The organism is Streptomyces sp. NBC_01485, assembly GCF_036227125.1.
Taxonomy (GTDB): Bacteria; Actinomycetota; Actinomycetes; order Streptomycetales; family Streptomycetaceae; genus Streptomyces.
The window spans coordinates 1,351,802-1,366,590 of sequence record NZ_CP109435.1; the positions used below are offsets into that span (position 1 = coordinate 1,351,802).

30 protein-coding genes are annotated in these 14,789 nt (G+C 70.9%); 25 read left to right on the forward strand and 5 right to left on the reverse strand.

The window, feature by feature from the left end:
- Positions 1–4 precede the first annotated feature (4 nt).
- From OG352_RS06120 to OG352_RS06185, 14 genes are all read left to right on the forward strand, one after another.
- The gene (locus tag OG352_RS06120; RefSeq protein WP_329215140.1) at positions 5–565 is read left to right on the forward strand and encodes a hypothetical protein; all 561 of its coding nucleotides are present in this window, start codon (positions 5–7) and stop codon (positions 563–565) included.
- Positions 562–1,539, forward strand: coding sequence for a DNA-methyltransferase (locus OG352_RS06125; protein WP_329215142.1), 978 nt, complete (start codon positions 562–564; stop codon positions 1,537–1,539). Before OG352_RS06120 ends, OG352_RS06125 begins: the two co-directional genes overlap by 4 nt.
- Before the next feature lie 126 nt (positions 1,540–1,665).
- Positions 1,666–2,550 (forward strand): hypothetical protein, encoded by an 885-nt coding sequence (locus tag OG352_RS06130; RefSeq protein WP_329215144.1) that lies wholly within the window; start codon positions 1,666–1,668, stop codon positions 2,548–2,550.
- Entirely contained in the window at positions 2,543–2,743 is a 201-nt protein-coding gene (locus OG352_RS06135; protein ID WP_329215146.1) for a hypothetical protein, read from the forward strand. The genes OG352_RS06130 and OG352_RS06135 overlap by 8 nt, the downstream gene beginning before the upstream one ends.
- 287 nt (positions 2,744–3,030) lie before the next feature.
- The gene (locus OG352_RS06140; RefSeq protein WP_329215148.1) at positions 3,031–3,462 is read left to right on the forward strand and encodes a hypothetical protein; all 432 of its coding nucleotides are present in this window, start codon (positions 3,031–3,033) and stop codon (positions 3,460–3,462) included.
- Positions 3,463–3,535: 73 nt separating this feature from the next.
- Positions 3,536–3,763: a hypothetical protein gene (locus OG352_RS06145; RefSeq protein ID WP_329215150.1), complete on the forward strand. Its 228-nt coding sequence runs from the start codon at positions 3,536–3,538 to the stop codon at positions 3,761–3,763.
- 59 nt (positions 3,764–3,822) lie between these two features.
- Positions 3,823–4,062 (forward strand): hypothetical protein, encoded by a 240-nt coding sequence (locus tag OG352_RS06150; RefSeq protein ID WP_329215152.1) that lies wholly within the window; start codon positions 3,823–3,825, stop codon positions 4,060–4,062.
- Positions 4,059–4,481, forward strand: coding sequence for a hypothetical protein (locus tag OG352_RS06155; protein ID WP_329215154.1), 423 nt, complete (start codon positions 4,059–4,061; stop codon positions 4,479–4,481). Before OG352_RS06150 ends, OG352_RS06155 begins: the two co-directional genes overlap by 4 nt.
- Complete coding sequence (locus OG352_RS06160; protein WP_329215156.1) at positions 4,478–4,684, forward strand: hypothetical protein; 207 nt, start codon at positions 4,478–4,480, stop codon at positions 4,682–4,684. Before OG352_RS06155 ends, OG352_RS06160 begins: the two co-directional genes overlap by 4 nt.
- Positions 4,681–4,974: a hypothetical protein gene (locus OG352_RS06165; protein WP_329215158.1), complete on the forward strand. Its 294-nt coding sequence runs from the start codon at positions 4,681–4,683 to the stop codon at positions 4,972–4,974. The genes OG352_RS06160 and OG352_RS06165 overlap by 4 nt, the downstream gene beginning before the upstream one ends.
- On the forward strand, positions 4,971–5,186 hold the full coding sequence (locus OG352_RS06170; protein ID WP_329215159.1) for a hypothetical protein: 216 nt from the start codon (positions 4,971–4,973) through the stop codon (positions 5,184–5,186). The genes OG352_RS06165 and OG352_RS06170 overlap by 4 nt, the downstream gene beginning before the upstream one ends.
- Positions 5,183–5,728 (forward strand): hypothetical protein, encoded by a 546-nt coding sequence (locus tag OG352_RS06175; RefSeq protein ID WP_329215161.1) that lies wholly within the window; start codon positions 5,183–5,185, stop codon positions 5,726–5,728. The genes OG352_RS06170 and OG352_RS06175 overlap by 4 nt, the downstream gene beginning before the upstream one ends.
- Positions 5,725–6,657 (forward strand): hypothetical protein, encoded by a 933-nt coding sequence (locus tag OG352_RS06180; protein WP_329215163.1) that lies wholly within the window; start codon positions 5,725–5,727, stop codon positions 6,655–6,657. The genes OG352_RS06175 and OG352_RS06180 overlap by 4 nt, the downstream gene beginning before the upstream one ends.
- Positions 6,658–6,968: 311 nt before the next feature.
- Positions 6,969–7,523: a hypothetical protein gene (locus tag OG352_RS06185; RefSeq protein ID WP_329215165.1), complete on the forward strand. Its 555-nt coding sequence runs from the start codon at positions 6,969–6,971 to the stop codon at positions 7,521–7,523.
- A 147-nt stretch (positions 7,524–7,670) separates the two neighbouring features.
- Here the strand turns inward: OG352_RS06185 and OG352_RS06190 are convergent, their stop codons facing one another.
- From OG352_RS06190 to OG352_RS06210, 5 genes are all read right to left on the reverse strand, one after another.
- A complete protein-coding gene (locus tag OG352_RS06190) occupies positions 7,671–8,111 on the reverse strand; it encodes a DUF6221 family protein (RefSeq protein WP_329215167.1) in 441 nt (146 codons plus the stop codon).
- Entirely contained in the window at positions 8,104–8,364 is a 261-nt protein-coding gene (locus OG352_RS06195; RefSeq protein ID WP_329215169.1) for a hypothetical protein, read from the reverse strand. The genes OG352_RS06190 and OG352_RS06195 overlap by 8 nt, the downstream gene beginning before the upstream one ends.
- Complete coding sequence (locus OG352_RS06200; protein WP_329215171.1) at positions 8,361–8,585, reverse strand: hypothetical protein; 225 nt, start codon at positions 8,583–8,585, stop codon at positions 8,361–8,363. Before OG352_RS06200 ends, OG352_RS06195 begins: the two co-directional genes overlap by 4 nt.
- 105 nt (positions 8,586–8,690) lie before the next feature.
- Positions 8,691–9,242 carry a GIY-YIG nuclease family protein gene (locus OG352_RS06205; protein WP_329215173.1) on the reverse strand — a complete coding sequence of 184 codons (552 nt, stop codon included), beginning with the start codon at positions 9,240–9,242 and terminating at the stop codon, positions 8,691–8,693.
- A 70-nt stretch (positions 9,243–9,312) separates the two neighbouring features.
- Positions 9,313–9,630 carry a hypothetical protein gene (locus OG352_RS06210; RefSeq protein ID WP_329215175.1) on the reverse strand — a complete coding sequence of 106 codons (318 nt, stop codon included), beginning with the start codon at positions 9,628–9,630 and terminating at the stop codon, positions 9,313–9,315.
- 195 nt (positions 9,631–9,825) lie between these two features.
- Here OG352_RS06210 and OG352_RS06215 point away from each other — a divergent pair, with 195 nt between their 5' ends.
- The 11 genes from OG352_RS06215 to OG352_RS06265 all read left to right on the forward strand — a co-directional run bounded on the left by OG352_RS06215 (position 9,826) and on the right by OG352_RS06265 (position 14,780).
- Entirely contained in the window at positions 9,826–10,113 is a 288-nt protein-coding gene (locus OG352_RS06215; RefSeq protein ID WP_329215177.1) for a hypothetical protein, read from the forward strand.
- A complete protein-coding gene (locus tag OG352_RS06220) occupies positions 10,110–10,259 on the forward strand; it encodes a hypothetical protein (RefSeq protein WP_329215179.1) in 150 nt (49 codons plus the stop codon). The genes OG352_RS06215 and OG352_RS06220 overlap by 4 nt, the downstream gene beginning before the upstream one ends.
- Positions 10,256–10,447, forward strand: a complete 192-nt coding sequence (locus tag OG352_RS06225) for a hypothetical protein (protein ID WP_329215181.1) — start codon at positions 10,256–10,258, stop codon at positions 10,445–10,447. The genes OG352_RS06220 and OG352_RS06225 overlap by 4 nt, the downstream gene beginning before the upstream one ends.
- 142 nt (positions 10,448–10,589) lie before the next feature.
- On the forward strand, positions 10,590–10,769 hold the full coding sequence (locus tag OG352_RS06230; RefSeq protein WP_329215183.1) for a hypothetical protein: 180 nt from the start codon (positions 10,590–10,592) through the stop codon (positions 10,767–10,769).
- A gap of 75 nt (positions 10,770–10,844) precedes the next feature.
- Positions 10,845–11,003, forward strand: a complete 159-nt coding sequence (locus tag OG352_RS06235; protein WP_329215185.1) for a hypothetical protein — start codon at positions 10,845–10,847, stop codon at positions 11,001–11,003.
- Positions 11,000–11,851, forward strand: coding sequence for a protein transporter Sec31 (locus OG352_RS06240; protein ID WP_329215187.1), 852 nt, complete (start codon positions 11,000–11,002; stop codon positions 11,849–11,851). Before OG352_RS06235 ends, OG352_RS06240 begins: the two co-directional genes overlap by 4 nt.
- Entirely contained in the window at positions 11,851–12,501 is a 651-nt protein-coding gene (locus OG352_RS06245; RefSeq protein WP_329215189.1) for a hypothetical protein, read from the forward strand. The genes OG352_RS06240 and OG352_RS06245 overlap by 1 nt, the downstream gene beginning before the upstream one ends.
- Positions 12,502–12,517: 16 nt before the next feature.
- Positions 12,518–13,018 (forward strand): hypothetical protein, encoded by a 501-nt coding sequence (locus tag OG352_RS06250; protein WP_329215191.1) that lies wholly within the window; start codon positions 12,518–12,520, stop codon positions 13,016–13,018.
- The gene (locus OG352_RS06255; RefSeq protein WP_329215193.1) at positions 13,018–13,704 is read left to right on the forward strand and encodes a hypothetical protein; all 687 of its coding nucleotides are present in this window, start codon (positions 13,018–13,020) and stop codon (positions 13,702–13,704) included. Before OG352_RS06250 ends, OG352_RS06255 begins: the two co-directional genes overlap by 1 nt.
- Before the next feature lie 80 nt (positions 13,705–13,784).
- Complete coding sequence (locus tag OG352_RS06260; protein ID WP_329215195.1) at positions 13,785–14,036, forward strand: hypothetical protein; 252 nt, start codon at positions 13,785–13,787, stop codon at positions 14,034–14,036.
- A gap of 174 nt (positions 14,037–14,210) precedes the next feature.
- Positions 14,211–14,780 carry a hypothetical protein gene (locus tag OG352_RS06265; protein ID WP_329215197.1) on the forward strand — a complete coding sequence of 190 codons (570 nt, stop codon included), beginning with the start codon at positions 14,211–14,213 and terminating at the stop codon, positions 14,778–14,780.
- Positions 14,781–14,789: the final 9 nt, after the last annotated feature.

Here is a 14,789-nt window from a genome sequence, read left to right on the forward strand (position 1 = left end):
CCACATGACCCACACCACGCAGCCCCTCACCCAGCAGCAGCTCGGCGACATCGCAGCCATCGCCACCCGGGTCGCAGATGACCCGTTCTACGTGTCCGACTGTGAAGGCAGCCTCCAGGTCTGGCGCGAGAAGGCACTCACCCACGTGCGGCGCGACGAGTCCGGAGAGATCGAGATGTACTCGTTCCCTTCGACGTACAAGGTCACGGACCAGATCGTCGAACTCGACCTGAGCACCTGGGATCCAGGCGAGGACGAGATCGACGACAAGCAGCGGCAGGACATCCACGACCTCGTGGAAGCACGCGCCGTACTGCCCGCTCTCGTCGCCGAAGTCCGCCGCCTCCAGCGGCAGCGCAAGTACCTGATCGCCCAGCTCGCCAAGCGGGACGCCGAGCCGGGGCGCGGTGACACGGCGCTGCGGGAGTTCCTGGCTGGCGAGGAGACGCACGTCGTCGCCGACGACAGCGACGGCCCGGAGCACGTCGACGACTGCCCCGGCTGCGAGGCCTTCACTCTCACCGGCCACCGCGCCGTTGTGGCTGGCGACGGGCAGCAGCAATGACCGGGCGCGAGGAGTACTACCGCGACGACCAGGTGACGCTCCTGCTCGGGGACGCCCTGGAAGTCCTGAGCACGCTGCCGGACGGCTCCATCGACTGCATCGTCACCAGCCCGCCGTACTACTCGCTGCGCGACTATGGCGTCGACGGGCAGTACGGGCGGGAGGCGACACCCGCGGCCTACGTCGAGACCATGCGCGCACTGTTCGCCGAGGCCCGCCGCGTGCTCGCCGACGACGGGACGCTGTGGCTCAACCTCGGCGACAGCTACGCCTACCCGCCCGGCAGCGCCGGACGACAGGGCAACGGGCGGAGGAAGGGCCGCACGTTCACAGCCGACGGACTCCGCGGGACCGACGCGCTGCCGCCGAAGAACCTCCTCGGTATCCCGTGGCGTACCGCGTTCGCGCTGCAAGACGACGGCTGGATCCTCCGCAACGAGATCATCTGGTCGAAGCCCAACGCCATGCCCGAGTCCGTCCGTGACCGGCTGTCGTCCAGGCATGAACACCTGTTCCTGTTCGCCAAACAGGCCCACTACACGTTCGACCTCGACCCCATCCGCGAACCCGTCAGCGAGGACAACAAGCGCCGCCCCGTTCTCGACTGGGAGACCCGCAAGAGCCGCGGGGAGAGCGTCCGCCAGGGAACAGGCGGCGCGTCCGTGGCAGGCGTTCAGCGGGTTGCCGCGAACCCGCTAGGCCGGAACCCCGGCGACGTGTGGTCGATCCCGACCCGGCCCTACCCGGCCGCGCACTTCGCGACGTTCCCGATCGACCTGCCGCTCCGCTGCATCAAGGCGGGCTGCCGACCGGGCGGGACCGTCCTCGACCCGTTCTCTGGGAGTGGCACCACCGGCGACGCGGCACGGCGGCTCGGACGGAAGTACGTCGGCATCGACCTCAACCCGGCCTACCACGACCTCGCGAAGGAGCGGTTCGCGCAGGGCGTGTTCGACCTCGACTTGCCTGCCTGACATCCGCCCATTCCATCCCGGCCGAACACCAACCCGCCCAAAACGCCACGGGGCAGAAGACCGGCCGCCGCGTTCGAGTCGCGGCGGCCGGCCACCCCGATCACACCACACCCGACAGGAGCCACCATGACCGACCAGACCATCGACCGCCGCGAGCAGATCCGTCGGGCGCTTGCTGAGGCCGACGGCTTCGGCTTCGACAGCCTGGAGCCCCACGACTACCAGCGGCACGCGGACGCGATCCTCGCCCTGCCTGCCGTCCCGTCTGCCGCCGCGCCGCCCACACAGGCCGCGCTGCTCCGGGCTGCCGACTTCTTCCGCGGGCTCCACGCGACCGGCACGGCCATCACCCCGCAGGAGGCCGAGGCCGAGCTGCGCCGGATGGCTGACGAGTCCGCCGTCACGCCTCCGCCCGCCCTCACCGAGGAAGGCCGTCTCCGCGCGCAGGTTGAGATGCTTCAGCAGGACGCCGCGCGCGACCGGGGCTTGGCCAAGGTCGGGGCGAGGTGCATGCGTGAAGGTCACCAGGGGCTGATCGAGGGAGGTCGTGCGGTCATCGGGGGGTGGCGCTTCGCCCTGTCGACTGCGCTCGACCTTGGCACGGGCGCGCCATGGGAGGCGATTCACGAGCGGGTCAAGGAGCTGGCCGCCGAGCTGGCCGTCCTGCCCGTGCCCGTGGACCGGGCCGCCGTGCTGGCCGAGGCGATCGCCGCCATCGAGGCCGAGCAGGAGGCCACGGACGTCAACGTCGCCGTCTACCCGCGCTACGACGCGAAGGAGCGGGCGGCGCTGGGCTCAGCGATGCGCGTGCTGCGCCGTCTGGCCGAGGCACCCCAGCCCGAGACGCAGGACGCGCACGTCTGCAAGCCCGGCGCCAGCACCTACTACTGCCCGACCAGCGGTCAGACGGAGTCCGACTGTCACGGCGGGTTCGACGTCTGCTGCGACCGGCCTGAGCTCCACGCGCCCGCTGTCGTGGCCCAGCCCGGCAAGGAGAACGACCGTGGCTGAGCCCGTGGACTTCCTGACCGTGCCCCTGGCCGATGGCGGGACCCGGACACGCCTCGACCGACTCACCGACGGCCGGGTCATGTGCTGCCTCTGCTTCGGCTACTTCGCTCGCGATCGGCTCAACCCGGTTGAGGGTGGCGTCGAGGACGTGTGCGTTCCGTGCGCCCGCTCGGAAGCCGAGGGCACCCCGTGATGGCGGAGGCGGTGCAGGTGCTGGTCGCCCTCGGTTGGGCGTTGGCCGGGTGGGTGGTGGTCCTGTCGGCCGTGGGGACGGTGGGCGTGCTCGCGGTCGTGGCCGCCGTCTGGTGGATGGGGCGGGCGGTGTGGCGGGCGATACGAGCCCGGATGCCCCGTCGCGGGCCTACAGCAGCCCCAGGAACGCCCGACAGCCCCTCGCGCGGCTCACGCGACACCGAGACCCCTCCCAAGCCCGCAGAGAGGTGTACAGCGCCTCACGTCCGCACCTGAAAGGACCCCGCCATGGGATGGAACAGCGCCAACCGCATCTTCGACCCCGTCGCCAAAGCACTCGTCGACACCGGAGCCGCCGCCGACGTCACACGGAAAGTCCTCGCCGACCTCATCCGCGAACTCCGCGACGGCGACTGGGACACCTGCGACGAAAGCCTCGAAGACTTCCTCGACCAACCCGCCGTCATCGCCGCCTTCCACGACCACAACATCCACACCCAGGACCGCCGCTGCTGCCTCGTAGGCGGCGACGCCCGCGACGCCCTCCAAGCCATGCGCGGCGACGAGTTCACCAAGGACGAGATGAGCGTCGCCCTCAACGCGTTCGCCCACCAGCTCGCCCAGAAGATCCGCGAGACCGAGCTGCCGCAGGACTACGTCGACATGTTCGGCAACGGCACGCGATGGGCCGCCGACCTCATCGACCCACAGAAGCCCTGACCCAACCGCGCCGGGCCTTCACCGGCCCGGCCCCCACCCGCCCTTCGTGGGCCCGACCGACACAGGACACCCCGTGACAGAGCGCATCCAGGAGGACCCGAACCTCTGCGGCTGGGGCGACTGCGACGAGCCCGCCACCACAGCGCTCCGCTTCCGCAGCCAGCCCGGCCACGTCCACAACTGCGACCCGCACGCTGCGATCAACCGCGAATGGTCCGACGTCATCGAGTCCGCTCCCATGCCGAACTGCCCTTTTACGCACGGCGGAACGTGGATCGACATGCCCCGAGACCTGGCCTGACCGTGCCCGCCCCTCGTGCCCGGTACCCCGCCGGGCACACCCACCACCAGGAGTCGCAGATGACCGACACCCCGACCCCCGCCACCGGCCAGATCTGGCAGGACAACGACCCCCGCGCCGACGAACGGCTGATCTGGATCCAGCGGATCGACGACACCCACGCCCACGTCCGGCAAGTCGCCCTCACCCAGGACGGCGAGCCCGTGCCGCTCCCCAGCGTCCGCCGTACCCGCATCCGTCTCGACCGCTTCAAGCCCACCAGCACCGGCTACCGCTACGTCGGGGAGGCGCAGCGATGACCACACCCGCCGACCAGATGCGAACCGCCGCCGCACGACTTCGTGAACTCGCCAACACCGCATCCACCGACCCCTACGGCCGCGACACCAGCACCTGGACCAGCCACCACGTCAACGACCACGACGCCCGGCTCTACGGACCAGACCGCGTCCGCATCATCCGCGGCGGCTCCAGCGGCCCACACGGGCGCGGCACGCACCCGCACCTCGCACCCGCACACGCCGACTACATCGCCGCCCTGCACCCCGGCGTCGGCAAGGCCCTCGCCGACTTGCTGGTCGCCGTCGCCAACGACCCCGACGACGAAACCCTGAACAACCCGGGCTCCGCGCGGCATGGCGGCTGCGACCGCACTGTCTGCCCAGCAGCCGCCGCCCTCGCCGTGGCCCGAGCCCTCCTCGGCGGTGGCCAGCCGTGACCATCGCCGCCGCCGTCATCCTCGCCCTCGCCGCCGGCTGGTGCATCGGCCACCGCACCGGCCGCACCCTCCGCCGCACCTCAGCCCAAGTCGAAGCCATGATCCGGCCCGACAGCCGGCCCCTCGCCCCGCAGGAACTCGCCGCCCTCGACCAGTTGGCCGCCAGCCTCCGCCGACCCGACCAACCACGGAGCAGTCGGTGACTTCCCACCCCATCGCCGAGAACTTCGGCCGGTGGTGGTTGTGCTGCGGGAAGTGGCGCGTCTTGCACGCAGTGCCCGGTACGGCGGTCACCGTCGAGGGGATGCGGGAGGCGATCGACAGCAACATGCCGATCCGCGCCCGCGCTGCCTGTGGGCTTCGGCGCGGCTGGTGGATGCCTGGCATCGCCTCCCGGCTGGGCCGCCGCCGCTGCACCGCCTGCTGTGTGGCGCTCGGCATCCCGCCCGGACAGGGCACGCCCGCCAACGACACCACGAGGAGCAGCACGTGATCCAGCCCGGCCAGATCTACCAGTCCTGCGATCCGCGCGGCGGCCCCCGCATCCGCGTCGAGCGGTACACGCCCGGTCACAACCGGGCCTGGGTCGTCGACGCGGACACAGGGAAACGCGGCCGGTGGATCCTCGTCAGCGCCCTGCACGACAGCCCGACCACCGGCGACGGCCAGCCCCGCCGCACCGCATACGCCCTGGAGACGCCGTGACCGACCACCTCAGCGACCGCATCGCCGCCGCCGTCGGCAAGACCATCGACGACGACCCGATGGACAACCTCACCGACCTGGCCGAACACCTCACCGCCAGAGTGCTGGCCGCGCTCCTCGCCACTGGTGCCGACCGTGAGGAGCGGATCCCCCTCGACCACCTCACCAGCGACCAACTCGACCGACTGTACGACGACCTCGACCGGTATGCGGAAGTCGTCGGCGAGATGAACGACAACGCCGTCCGGCAGGCCAAGGAACTCGCGGAGATGCGGGCCAAGGCGGCCACGCCGCGAGAACTCGAACTCCGCCAACGCCACACCTGGAGTGCGGCAGGCCAGTGCCCGATGTGCGGATACGACGACTGCAGCGGACGCCTCTGCAGCGACTGCGCCACCACAGTCCGTCGCATGCCCGCGAGCGACAGACGGCAGTGGCGGCGCTACGAGTCGATCACCGAAAGCGCGCCGATCCAAGGCCACGGCTACACGCCCGCTGGTCTCCTCGGGGCCGCCCTCGACAGCACGGAGCCCACCCCATGACCGACCTGCTACGCACCCGTATCGCCGCCGCGATCCACCGCTACGACAACCACCACGCCCTGTCCGGCAACGACATCCCCAGCCAGCATCACCTCGGGGAAGCCGACTTCGTCCTTGCCGAACTCCGGCACGAGCTGGACGCGCCCGCCGAACCCCGGGCGGAAGCCGAGGAACTCGCCGAGGCCCGCCAGCATCTGGCCAACGCCTACGCCCAACGCGACCGGTTGCGCATCCGCATGAACGCGCTCGCCGACCGGTGGGACGCGGCGCTCGCCCCCGACAAGGCCTACGCCCGCACCCTTCGCGCAGAGATCAGCGTCGCGCCGTTCCATGCGGCGCCCGGCGCAGAAGACGCAGCGGTCGACGAGGCGCCCGCGCCGGGCTGCACGATCGGCGGCGTGCCCGCCATGCCCATCCCGGTCGCCGAATACAACCGCCTCGCCGCCGCCGAGGCTGAGGTGGAGCGCCTGCGCGCCGACATTGCCGGCTGCCGGACGCAGCAGTGGCCACAGCGCCTCGCGCGCGCCGAACGCGAACTCCGCCGGTACGCCGCCGCCGACAGTGCCGATGCTGCGGCAGGCTCCTACGCCGGACGCGCCGAAGCCGTGGAGGACAAGCTCGCCAAGGTGGCCGTGCTCCGTGACGACCTACGCGGTATCACCGGGGCGCGGTGGATCGCGGACGCCCTCGCCCACATCCTCGCCGAGCCGACCGGCCCGACAGCGACCCAAGCGACCGACGGCCGGGTGCCCTCGCCGACGGCCCGCATCCGCCAGTTGATGGATCTCCTCGGTGAGATCCTCGACGACGCGTTCCACGGCATGCGTGGGGGTGATGGCACTGGGCCCATCGAGCACTACCAAGCCCGTGTCCTGGACTACGAGTTCGACAAGTGGGTTGCGGTCCGCGACGGGAAGACGCGGCCGTGACATCCTGGGCTTGGGCGGCATGATCTCGGGGACGCTCCCCAAACACCCGGCGGTGACGGCCGCCGCCCACACGCGGAAAGGGCCGAGCCCATCGGAGGGAGCCACCCCCCAGGCCCGGCCCATCTGCGAGTTCCCGTTTCCATCGCGGTCTCGGCGCTACCCAGTCATTGCAGCACGCACCCGTGACAGTGCCAAACCTTGATCCCTCCGGGGAGGGATTCCAGCACCGCCCCGAGCGCCCGCCCTCGTGAGCAGCAGACATGGGCGGGCGCTCACGCATACCGCAGACAGCAGCGAACCCGGCTCCTACGATGGGTGACCGACCCGTCACCGCCCGGGAGGCCGCCATCGACGCCATCAAACCCCGCTCCGACCACCCCAACTACCCGCCCAGCTACCCGCCGAAGACGCCCCCGCCGCCGAAGAAACCACCATCCCCGCCCCCGCCGCAGACCCTCCACCCGAGCGCCCCGGCGAGGCTGCAAGCCGTTCGGGGCCGGACCGTGATGGCCAACCGGCAGGGCGCGACCTGGGCGCTCGAACCGCAGCCCTGGGCAGGGAAGAAAGCCGTTGGTGAGGTCACGGCCCGGCTCGCCAAGTGGGGGCACCGGACGCCCGCCACCCTCGACTGCCTGGTCCGCCACCTGATCGCTACCGTCATCCCCGATGGCGGCCGGCACGTCAGCCTCCACCTCGCCGAACAGGATCGGCAGGTGTTGGTCCTCGCGTTCAGCCACCAGGCCGCGCCGGACAACCTCGACGACACGGTTCTGCCCCGGCTGCACGAGCTGGGCGCGGTGTCCTGCGGGACTGAGGTCACTGCGGACGGCCGTCAGGTGTGGGCTGTTCTCGACCTCGCCCCGTAGCTGCCCCGGATTGCCGGTGGCCGGGCGTACCATCAGACCGCTGCCCGTCGTTCCCGCTGGCACGGTCGGGTGGCGCGTGTGGTTCCGGTGATGCACAGCGCAGTGGCCCCCGCCGAGCAATCGGCGGGGGCCACGCTGCGTTTGAGGTCAGGGCCGCCACGACTCCTGATAGCCGGGCCGGTCCGCGTAGGCCAGCGCGAACAGTCGGAGTGCCTGCTCCATCGCTGCGGCGAAGCCGTTCATGAACGTCTCGTGGTAGTCGTGGGCCCGCTCGGCGAGGCGCACCACCTCCCGCTTCGCGTCGATCTCCCGCAGCACCCGAGCCGGATCATGCGCCGCGATGAACGCCGCGTCCTTCATCCCCTGCACGTTGCTCGCAGGACCGGTCGACGCGACAGCCCCGGTGAAGGGGTGCGGGCCGCCGTAGCCGACGAACTCCTCGCCCTGCCGTAGGTCGTACTTCTCGAACGCCTCCGGGCCAAGCCACTGCTTGCCCGGGTTGTGCCACCACGGACCGGGCGTCGCAGCCCGCGCGATCCGCTCGTCCTCGTCGAGCTGGGCGCGCAGCCACTGCACCAGATCATCCATCCGACGCCTCCTCCGCGAGTCGCTCCCGCCATGCCTCAGGTACATCCCGGAACACCACGGCGGGACTGTCGTCCCGGTCGGTCAGCCCGTCGCGCATCCAGTCGGTGGCGATGGAGCGCAGCTCGGAGTCCTGGTAGTAGTTCCGGTCGTGCTCGTCGCGGGGCTCGGCTTCCCGGTCGGCGAAGGTCACCTCCGCGATCACATAGAAGCGGCGCACGGGCTCGCCGTCGATCCGCAAGCGGTCGATCTTCATTCGCTCTCCTCCGTCGCGCTCAGCAGCTCCTCCCACTCGGGGTTCTCCTCCACCAACTTCGCCGCGACATCGTGCCCAGAGGACATCTCCAGCCGCCACAGGACATCGCGGAGTACGGACGCACGGTAGGCGTCGATCTTCTCGCTCGCCCACTCCGAGACCGCAGGCGAGTGCTCCTTGCCCTGCATCGCGAAGGCGTACAAATCCTTACGGGCGTCCATTGGTGCTCCTTTGGAAGAGGGCCCGGCAACGCTACCGGGCGCGGGTGGTGGTCGGTCAGAACCACTGAAGTACGGGGTGACAGCCCGAGCAGTAGGTCAGGGACTTCAGCCCGTCGCGGGAGCCTTGCGGTTGTCCCGGTTGCGGAAGTAGTCGGCGACCGGTGCCCACGGGAAGAGCCACATGTGTGCGAGGAAGCGCCACTCGCTGCGCGGCACGGGCCATGCCGGGTCCCGCTCGGCCAGCTGCATCACGCGCTGGCGGCTCATGCTCTTCTCGATCCCCTCTGCGACCAGACGTCGGGCGATCTGGGAGACGTTGAGCCATTCGTCTTCGTGCACCTCTTCCGCCCCAAGGTGCCTGGCTCCGCTCGCCGACACGAGCATGGGGGAAGGGGTACGGGAGCGGTTGTGCAGCGGGGCCTCACCCTTGATGGCCTTGACCTCCGCGTCCGCAGCCTCGGGGCGGCTGTCGAACCACTCAAGGGTGTGACGGTCTACCTCGGGCCACCAGGTGAGCGCCTTGTCCCGGGAGTGGTCGCCGAAGCGGATCTTCGGGTTCTTCGTGATGCCGACGTACAGCAGGCGGTCGCTGGCGTCGTAGAACCGGTAGAGCACTGTGCGCTGCGCGGTCGGGTCGGTCTCGTTCGGTACAGTCACCGAAGCGCCTTTCTCTTGCTTGGGTCGGGCTGCTTCGGCCGGGCGGTCTCTACACCGCTCGGCCGCTTCCTTACTCGGTCGGCTTGGCCTTCTCGGCCTCGGCCTTGTTCTTCTTGCGCTGCGCCCCGCTCAGCCCCTTGCTGATCTGCTGCGCTCGCTCGGGCGTGACTTCGCCAATGATGTTGGCGATCTCGGGCCACGTCCGCTTCTGCTCCTCGCGCAGCGCCTGAACGCTCTTCTCGCGGATGCTGCGCAGGCGGGCGTGATACCCCGGCCATGCCCTCAGGGCCTCCGACACGCGAGACGTCCGCTCGGCTGGGTCCTCGATGGCTTCGAACGCCTCAATGGCCTCCAACAGCCTCTTCACCTCCTCGGGTGTCTCTGCCACGTCCGCTCTCCTTCCCGCCTGAGAGCGCAACCGGAACACCCCAAACCCTAGGGCTTGCCAACCTTCGATACAAGCCCTAGGGTTTGGATAGTTCGAGGCCGCACCCCGTTTTGGTCTCGTGCTCCAACAAGTACGCCCGGCAGGGGGCGCAACCCCTGCCGGGCAGCCACCGCCTGATCTGACCAGGAGTGACGCATGCAGCGTACCGAGCAGCAACCCCAACAGCCCACCCCCACACGCGAGCCGTACCCCACCGCCCCGCTGCCGCCCGCCGAGGCCGTCGACCAGCTCGCCCCGGCCATGTCCCCGGCCGACGCCGCCGCCCACCACGAGACTGCCGCCATCGCCGCCGCCCGCCGAGGCGACCACACCCACGCCACCCACCGCCGGCGCACCGCCGCCCTGCACCACATCCTCTCCGCGCAGGCCCTCGACCCCGAAGGCGGCCACCGCCTCCCGGCCCGTCCGGCGGTGCAGGCATGAGCGAGCAGCCCACCCCCGCCGCGCACAACCCGCACACCTGCCAACTGTGCGCCAGCCTCCGCCACCCCGCACAAGCCAAGCAAGGGCGTGCGCTCACCAAGCACCTTGCCGCCAACCCGCTCCCGCAGCAGGCCGGTGCCCGATGAGCGAGCACCCCAGCCCCCACGCCTGCACCCGCGCCGCCGCCCTCTACCTCCAAGCCGCCGCACACTACGAGGCCGCCGCCCAAAACGCCGACCGCCTCAACGCACACAACCGCGCCGCAGCCCACCGGCAAGCCGCCCAACAACACCGCCAGAACGCCGCCGAATGCCAGCAGGCAGGCACCCGATGAGCGAGCAGCAACCCCAACCCTGCACCACCTGCCAAGGCCGCCAAGGCCAAATCATCGACACCAGCAGCGACGGCGTCGTACGCCAGAACTGGCAGACCTGCGGCCCCTGCTCAGGCACTGGCGTACAAGGCGGCGGCAACTGATGGCCTGGAACCCCTTCCGTACCGGCGGCGACCGCCAACTCGCCGAGGCCAAGTACCAAGGCCGCGAATCCGCTACCGACCGCGCCGCCCGCCTCCGCCGCGAGCAGCACCGCGCCCGCGTCCACCGCGACGGCGACAACGCAGGCACCAAAATCCCCCGCCGCCTCTTCCCCCGCTAACCCCACCCCAAGCCGCCGGCCCGCGCCTACAACCCCCACGGCGCGGGCCGGCCCCTGCCCCGACAGGAGAACCCCGTGCCCCGCCGCCGCACCACCACCCACCGCATCGGCCTCCACGGCCCACTCGCCCGCTGGGGCTTCACCGTGTGCGCGGTATTCGCACTCCTCAACAACCTCCTCTGGCCCGGCCTCATCGCCACCGCCATCGCCCTCTACGCCTGGAGGAACCGGTGAAGACCCGCACGATCGAGCGGACCCGGACCCGCCTCGTCCCCCACACCGTCGACGGCGTCACCGAGATGGTCCTCGACACCGAAGTCATCGAGGTTCCTGCACCGCCCCGCGACTGGGACCAACTGGTCCGCGCCGCCGTCACCATCGGCGCGATCATCCTCGTCACCGCCTCCCTCGTCTGGACCACCGCGTCCATCGGCGCCCTCCTCGCCCTGGCCACCGTCTCCGTCGTCGCCTACACCGCAGCCGTCGCCTTCGACGCGAGCTGGATCCTGTGCATGGCCGTCGAGTGGCTCCTGCGCTACGACCCCGAGCGAGCCAAGGCCGCCCAGCGCGCCGGCCGCTGGTCCCTCGCCGTCTCCATGGCCGCCGTCTTCGCGCACGGCTACGTCTTCGACCAGCTCATCGTCGGCGTCGTCGGCGCGGTCGTCTCCGCGCTCGCCAAGCGCGGCTGGTCCATGGCCATGCGCGTCCACGCACGCCCCCTTGACTCGCGGACCCAGCAGTGGGTGGCGAAGCGGCGTGCGGCCCTCGACGGGCAGCTCGCGATGATCCCGATCCGCCGCGAACATCAGCGCGGCCAAGCCCTCGTCGACGCAGAGCAGAACGCCCTGACCAGCGATCCGGACCACGGATCCGCGGATCCGGACCAGCCCGGACCGGATCCGCAGTCCGGATCCGGGAATCCGCTCCCGACCCTCGCAGGGCCGATGACCGTGAAGGACGCGGTCCGGACCGCGAAGGATTCCGGGATCACGGATCCGGACGCGGTCCTGCGCTACGTCCACAAGGTCGCCGACGCCAACGCGCGCGAGGAAACGGTCAACCGCTACCTCCGGAGCGCCTGATGCGCGCCGAGCCGGGCCCGGACGAGCGCCGCGTGCGCCATCTCCTCGACCGTCTCGGCGCCCGCCCCATCGGCCACCCCGCACCACAGGGATCCCTCATGACCGACACGCCAGCCCATCGGAAGGGCGCCCCCCGGATGCCCGACTGGTGGCGCACCCACACCACCGCCACGCCGCCCGCCGCCGATCCGGCCCCGGAACCGGAACCGGACTGGTGGGACGCCCTCTACGCCGACACCGACAGCGACAGCGACTCCTTCGGCCAGGACCCGGCAGACCGGCACCCCGACAGCCGCTGGGCCCCGCAACCCGACTACTGGCCCCGCCCCCACATCCCGGCCGCCCTCACCCCCAACCCCGATCACGTAGCCGCCGCCATCAGCCCGAAGACCCGCGCCGCCCTGTACAACGCCAGCGCGGCCGGCGCCGGGTGGGCCCTCGGCCTGTACGGCCCACTGGCCCACGCGATCGCCGACTGCGGCACCTACAGCACGGGCGGCGCCCTCACCCTCGGCCTCGGCGGCTGCCTCCTCATCGCGCATGTGTGGGACCGCCGTACCCGCCACTGGTGGCCCGGTATCGCCTGGGTCGCCCGCATCCCCCTCGCCACCGCCGTCCTCGCGCTCGCCCTCTGGGCGCCCGCCGCCTGACCAGGAGAAACCCAGCATGTTCACCCAGCACCTTGCCGCAGCCCAGGAGATCAGCGTCGCGGGCGGCCGAATCCTCGGCACCGTCGGAGCCGGCGGCATCGCGACCGCGCTCACCGTGATTCTCGTTGCCGGGATTCGTGAGCCCAAGGGCAGTGGAGGCGCGCCAGGCGGGGGTGGGAAGAAGGGCCGCATCCGGAAGAAGCTGACCTCCGACCAGGCGCAGTGGACGGGCGTGGCTGCGGGGACCCTGTACATGACGGCCGGGTCGATTTGGACGGTTGGGGGGAACTTGTCCGACGCGTTGGCCACAGTGTTCACGGGGGGTGGCTTCGGGTCGGCGGGGATGGGTGCGGTGTCGCTGGGGCTTGCCGCGCTCATGTACTTCCGCGAGTTGACCCCGGGGAAGGCCGCGTTCACGGGGATCCTTGCTGCGGGCGTGTGGGCTAAGGCGGGCGGGTTGTGGGGGTTGCCGCAGGCTCTGATCCTGACCGGCGGGCACGCGTTGGGGATCATCTAATGAAGATCGTTAAGGAGGTAGGGGAGCAGCCCCCCACCCCTGGCCTGCACCGTCGTATGGCCGCAGAACTGCGCCCCATCCTCGCCGTCGGCGGGGCTGGGGCCTCCCTGTGGGCAGGGTCCTGCATCCTCCTCCGCCGCGGCTGGACCCTCCTCGGCCATCACCTCGATGGCCGGGAACGCTGGGGTGCGCTCGCGTTCAGTGGATACGTGGCCGTGTACGCCTGCGGCCACGCCCCGCACATCGCCCGATTCGTGGTCCCTGGGGCCGCGATCGTCTGGTGTGTGGCCGCATGGTGGGTATCCCCTCTCCCCACTCCAGGCGTTGCCGGCGAAGAGGCCGACGAGCAGGCCGGGGGGGAACCGGAACTCACCGTCGATGAACTAGCCTCCCTCGTTCGCAAGGTCGCCAGGCACCGGCAGGGAGCCCACCTGGCCGACCTGCTCCAGGAGCCCGAATTGGCCGGCTGGGCCCAGCCCGATTTGAAGGCCGCGGTCATCGATTTCGGGCTGCCTGTGGAGGAGTTCAAGCTGATCCTCGCCGGACGCCAGCGGGTGAGGGACGGGGTCCGCGTCCGGGACCTCCCGCCCGACCCTGCCGTGGCGGCCCCCGCAAGCACCCCGCCGGAGCCGCCCGCGGACCCCGCTCCCCAGCCCCTCCCCGCCCAGCCCCCTGGGACCGGGTAGGGAGGTAGGAACCACAGGTCAGACCGTATCCCTACCCGCCGCCTACCTACCGTCCTACCCGCCCGAGAGAGGCCCCCCTGATGCTCTACGAGTACCGGTGTCCCCGGTGCTGCGCGAGCAGCCCGCCCGACACCAGACGGGCCGCCGAGGCGTACCGGCAGCGGCACCGCGACGACGAGCACGGAGGCCTCGTCCCGCACGGTGAGCGCATCGTCCGCGTGCCCGGGAGCACCCGGGATTCGGACGGCCGGTATGTGAGTACGGCCGGTCTGCTCGGCCTGCTGGGGCTGCTGGCGGTGGCCGAGTTTCTCGCACGCGCCCTCGGCCGGTAACCGGGGCTGTCACACTGGTGGCACACGCCGGGTAGTGCCCGGCACGCGCCGGGACCGCCCGGCATCACGAGGCCCGTCAGGTCATCCCCCGTCCTGACGGGCCTCGCCCATTCCCGCCCGCATTGTCGGCGCCCGACGCTACGATCCGCCCACACCGCACCACTTGGGGGAACCATGACCGACACCACGCCGCCGCCGGGCTTTCCGCCGCCGCTCCCGCCCGCGCCGCCGGCCCCGCCGAAGAAGAACCGCACCCACCTGATCATCATCGGCGCTGCGGCAGCCGTGATCGCTGCGGTCGTCGCCACGGGCATCGTCGTCGTGCAGGCTGGCAACAACGACAGCAAGCCGGCCGCCACCCCCGGGCCCAGCCTCTACGGCATGGAGGGCACCGCCGCCGCCGTGACGGAACCGGAGCTGGAACCGGAGCCCACGTACGCTGCCCTCACTCCCGCCGACTTCACGATCGAGCTGCGCACCACGAAGCGGCAGTGTTTCGGGTCGGCGGGCTGCAACGTGACGGTCGAGCCGAACCTGACCTACGTGGGCATCGGGGACATCGATCCGAGCGTGGTGTACTCGATCACCTATGAGATTCGTGGTGATGAGTCCGGGCCGGTGATTGCGACGGCCGAGTTGTCGAACGAGACGAGTCTGAACTACACGCCGTCTCTGATCAGTACCGTGTCGGCGGGCACGAAAGTGTCCGTGACGATCACGGACGTTGTGCCCCAGGGGGGATGAGGCGACGCA

Coding starts and splice junctions, on each gene's coding strand:
- OG352_RS06260 (WP_329215195.1), top strand. CDS start 13,785: ATGCTCTACGAGTACCGGTGTCCCCGGTGCTGCGCGAGCAGCCCGCCC.
- OG352_RS06140 (WP_329215148.1), top strand. CDS start 3,031: ATGGGATGGAACAGCGCCAACCGCATCTTCGACCCCGTCGCCAAAGCA.
- OG352_RS06180 (WP_329215163.1), top strand. CDS start 5,725: ATGACCGACCTGCTACGCACCCGTATCGCCGCCGCGATCCACCGCTAC.
- OG352_RS06245 (WP_329215189.1), top strand. CDS start 11,851: ATGCGCGCCGAGCCGGGCCCGGACGAGCGCCGCGTGCGCCATCTCCTC.
- OG352_RS06195 (WP_329215169.1), bottom strand. CDS start 8,364: ATGAAGATCGACCGCTTGCGGATCGACGGCGAGCCCGTGCGCCGCTTC.
- OG352_RS06200 (WP_329215171.1), bottom strand. CDS start 8,585: ATGGACGCCCGTAAGGATTTGTACGCCTTCGCGATGCAGGGCAAGGAG.
- OG352_RS06230 (WP_329215183.1), top strand. CDS start 10,590: ATGGCCTGGAACCCCTTCCGTACCGGCGGCGACCGCCAACTCGCCGAG.
- OG352_RS06220 (WP_329215179.1), top strand. CDS start 10,110: ATGAGCGAGCAGCCCACCCCCGCCGCGCACAACCCGCACACCTGCCAA.
- OG352_RS06120 (WP_329215140.1), top strand. CDS start 5: ATGACCCACACCACGCAGCCCCTCACCCAGCAGCAGCTCGGCGACATC.
- OG352_RS06265 (WP_329215197.1), top strand. CDS start 14,211: ATGACCGACACCACGCCGCCGCCGGGCTTTCCGCCGCCGCTCCCGCCC.
- OG352_RS06225 (WP_329215181.1), top strand. CDS start 10,256: ATGAGCGAGCACCCCAGCCCCCACGCCTGCACCCGCGCCGCCGCCCTC.
- OG352_RS06255 (WP_329215193.1), top strand. CDS start 13,018: ATGAAGATCGTTAAGGAGGTAGGGGAGCAGCCCCCCACCCCTGGCCTG.
- OG352_RS06190 (WP_329215167.1), bottom strand. CDS start 8,111: ATGGATGATCTGGTGCAGTGGCTGCGCGCCCAGCTCGACGAGGACGAG.
- OG352_RS06125 (WP_329215142.1), top strand. CDS start 562: ATGACCGGGCGCGAGGAGTACTACCGCGACGACCAGGTGACGCTCCTG.
- OG352_RS06130 (WP_329215144.1), top strand. CDS start 1,666: ATGACCGACCAGACCATCGACCGCCGCGAGCAGATCCGTCGGGCGCTT.
- OG352_RS06155 (WP_329215154.1), top strand. CDS start 4,059: ATGACCACACCCGCCGACCAGATGCGAACCGCCGCCGCACGACTTCGT.
- OG352_RS06250 (WP_329215191.1), top strand. CDS start 12,518: ATGTTCACCCAGCACCTTGCCGCAGCCCAGGAGATCAGCGTCGCGGGC.
- OG352_RS06150 (WP_329215152.1), top strand. CDS start 3,823: ATGACCGACACCCCGACCCCCGCCACCGGCCAGATCTGGCAGGACAAC.
- OG352_RS06185 (WP_329215165.1), top strand. CDS start 6,969: ATGGGTGACCGACCCGTCACCGCCCGGGAGGCCGCCATCGACGCCATC.
- OG352_RS06215 (WP_329215177.1), top strand. CDS start 9,826: ATGCAGCGTACCGAGCAGCAACCCCAACAGCCCACCCCCACACGCGAG.